Raw genomic sequence first — 3,485 nt, 5'->3', positions numbered from 1 at the left:
AATCTGTGCACGCTCTCGGGGTGGATTTCAGTAAGCCTCATTGACAAAAGATTTTATTAGCCATAAAATTAAGTTATCGATTAACAATAATTCAGAGAGGAGCGAGGATTTGAAAACTAATATTACCATGCGAGATATTGCAGAAAAGCTTGGTGTAAGCAGCGTAACAGTATCGAAAGCTTTAAATGATAAAGAAGGAGTCAGTGCTGATCTCAAATTAAAAATCAAACAAGTAGCTGATGAAATGGGTTATCGCTACAACACATCAGCCCGTGCCATGAAAGACGGGCGTTCTTATAATATTGGTGTTACTATTCCAGAACGATTTACGGGCATGACGCAGTCATTTTATTTAAACATCTATCAGTCTCTGTCTAAATCGCTGGAGCAAAAAGGTTATTACGGCATCCTTCACATTTTAAGTTCAAATGATGAAAAAACTTTAGTGCCGCCACGTATTTACTCGGAACAAAAAGTAGATGGTCTGATTATATTGGGGCAGGTCAGTAAAGAATACATTGAGATGATGCAGTCCGTAAATATTCCAGTAGTATTTATGGATTTTTATGATGAGAAAACAGATATGGATGCGGTTATTACGGATAACTTTTATGGCGCCTACGATTTAACAAACTACTTGATCAGCAAAGGACACAAGGAAATCGGATACGTCGGTAATTTATACGCGACAAGCAGTATTCAAGACCGCTTTTTGGGTTATTATAAATCGCTCCTTGAACACAGGTTAGAAAGAAACGACAATTATATTTTAAATGACCGGAATGAAGAGGGGAAATTTGTAGATATTCAATTGCCAGACCAAATGCCAACTGCCTTTGTTTGTAACTGTGACCAGGTAGCACGCCTCTTGATTAATAAGCTCGTCTTACACGGATATCAGGTACCGGAAGATGTATCAGTAGTTGGTTTCGACAATGATGCTTATGCAACAATCGGGTTTCCTGAATTAACAACTGTAGCTGTCGATGTGGAAGAAATGGCACGTACCGCTGTTCAATTTATGTATGAAAAAGTAAACGATCCTTCTAAAAAATTTGGTCGGGTCCAAGTAAAGGGTCGTATCATTTACCGCGATTCTGTCAGTTCTCCAACTGCCTCTCCCCAATGAGTATAGACCCCTTGTCTATGCTTTTTTATATTCAAATTATTACAATCATAGTTTTAATAAAATTAGTAAGTTAATAAGCTTTGCACAAAGTAATTTTAATGTTTTCTAATCAAAGAGAAGCTATACGAAGTCGTTGTAGCGGAGAGCATTTGACACCTATTAAGTGAATCTGTTGGGCTTTTCCAACAGATTCACTATATATTCTGAATTATAAAGGAAAGTTGTTAATTGAAACAGATCCGTTTTTCCATTCATAGGCCCGAATCAGAATAGTAGCCATTATATATATGTGCTCAGTGGCTGGCCGGTATATCGGTAAAGTCTGTTTTTCCAGAAGATGATACACGAATATTATCAAGGTAAATCGTGCCGTTAACAGGTTCTGATCCCGTAGCATTTACATAAATAGAAAACGCCCTTACACTTTTCAAGTGTTCAGCTGTTAATGTTTCTTTTTGCCGTTCGGCAGATTCCCATGGGGCCGGTTTAAATTCGGAAAATGGGATTGATACCTCGCTGGCTGTTTTAGAAGCAAGTGACGGATACGCCTCGAAGGCGATTCCTCCGGCATTGAGTTGAACAACCATTTTTTGATTTCCACCGTCTGCTTTCAGCCAGAAATCAATTGAATCTGCTTCAGCCCAGTCAACACTATCTAGAGATTTGGTCATGCCAGTATAACCTGCTCCAGCTAGTGAATAGTCATATTTTAATGCATAGGAACCTTCCGTTTTTACGCTACTGGTTAACGATAGCTTTAAGGGATCACCTTGAGTAGCAAAGGCAGCCTGCAGCTGTTCATCATCGCCATAATATGTCTCAAATGTATCAACAACTGTTGGTGGCTGTTTTTCTGGCTCTTTTAAATACACCTTAATCGTTTGTTTTTGAGAGGTTCCATCAGCAAATTCGGCTGTTACATGAATAGTTGCTTTGTCACCTTTTAAAGCAGCAGACCCTTCATAATAATAACCATCACCTTTGACAAGAGGGTACTTCTTCGCTTTGTCATTCACGGTATAATAAATATCTTTGGGTTTACCCTGAATCACACTAACGCTGATTGGTGTAACTTTTTGGAGCGAAAGACTACGGTCAATTGGCGAAACAATATGCATAAACGGCTTTTCTGCAACTGTTTCCGGTACTGCTCCTCTGTATATATTCCCAACATCTTTCGAGAAAGCAGAATAGGGGTCTTTATAAAAATTGATAAAGTCAGGAAGTAACTCGTGATCTCCGAGCCCATTTGGTGCATTTTTGTATGGAACAAACAAGTTGCCATTAAGCCCGAAGTTAGCCCAGGTCTGCATATAAGAAATTTTTCTTGCATAGGGATCTGCTTTGATGGCATCAAGCACTCTCGTGAACCATTGTGTGTCAAGGTTTCCGTTTGTTTTTAATCCAAGTCCATATTCAGTTAAAGCAGCTATTTTCCCTTTCGAGTCTGCTAATTTTGAGAGCATGCCAAGATCTACTACGAGAGTATTTAAAAACCCTTCAGACCCCGGATTGTTTGGATTATCATACTGATCAAATCCTAAAACATCAACATAATCATCTCCAGGATAGGTTTTTAGGTATTTCTCTTCATCTCCGTTAAAAGATGCACCTGGTGAAAAAGCGTATAAAAAGTTATCGACGCCTTTTACATCACGCAAGTATTCTACAGTATATCGGTAAAGTTCTTTGTATTCTGCAGCCGAAGTGGTTTGAGCTCCCCACCAGAACCAGCCGCCGGTTTGCTCGTGGAACGGGCGGAAAATCACAGGAATATCTTTGCCTTCGTTGTCTTTCAAATCATTTGCAAAAGCAGCAATGTTGTCAAGCCATTCATTGAATCTAGCATTATAGCTTCCGCCCGGCAGGATATTTTTGACTACACGGCCGCTTGTGTCATAAAAGTCGCCGCCGGTTACAAAGTTATGCGGATGAGTACTAAGCGTTAAGATGCCACCAAGTTCATGTGCGGTTTTCATCGATTTGATCAGGTTGGCTCGATTTTCGGCGGCAGATTGTTCACGTGATCCCGGCTTTTCATAGCCATCAAGACTGAGCGTATCCCAGCCAAAGAGGGCGGGATAGTCACCGACCGAGTTTTTCACTTCAGATTCGGTAGAACCTGTCCGCAGACCGGGTCCGGTAACGGTAATTCCCTCATCCGTTGCGTGTTGCTGGCCAAACAAAACTTTTTCGCCGCTAATACTTTGCAAGTAAGAAAACAGCTGTTTTGTCGACGTCGATGCTTCAGCATCTACAAGATTAATAATCTGCTCCTGGGCTTGTGCGGAAGGCATAAGAAGAGAAGAAGATAAAACGAAAGCACCCGTAAAAGAAATCCATCCTTTTTTCAGCA

At 40.4% G+C, this 3,485-nt stretch carries 2 protein-coding genes; one reads left to right on the top strand and one right to left on the bottom strand.

Going from position 1 to position 3,485, the window contains the following annotated elements; all coding sequences use genetic code 11:
• Window positions 1-109 precede the first annotated feature (109 nt).
• Window positions 110-1,129, top strand: coding sequence for a substrate-binding domain-containing protein (locus RAC86_RS36810; protein ID WP_015251932.1), 1,020 nt, complete (start codon window positions 110-112; stop codon window positions 1,127-1,129).
• Between the two features lie 293 nt (window positions 1,130-1,422).
• Here the strand turns inward: RAC86_RS36810 and RAC86_RS36805 are convergent.
• Window positions 1,423-3,485 (bottom strand): glycosyl hydrolase (locus RAC86_RS36805; protein WP_377886785.1); only part of this gene is annotated, 2,063 nt, incomplete at its 5' end.

It is taken from the genome of Bacillus sp. LR_5 (genome assembly GCF_042709275.1).
This window is presented reverse-complemented; position numbering and strand designations above follow the sequence as displayed.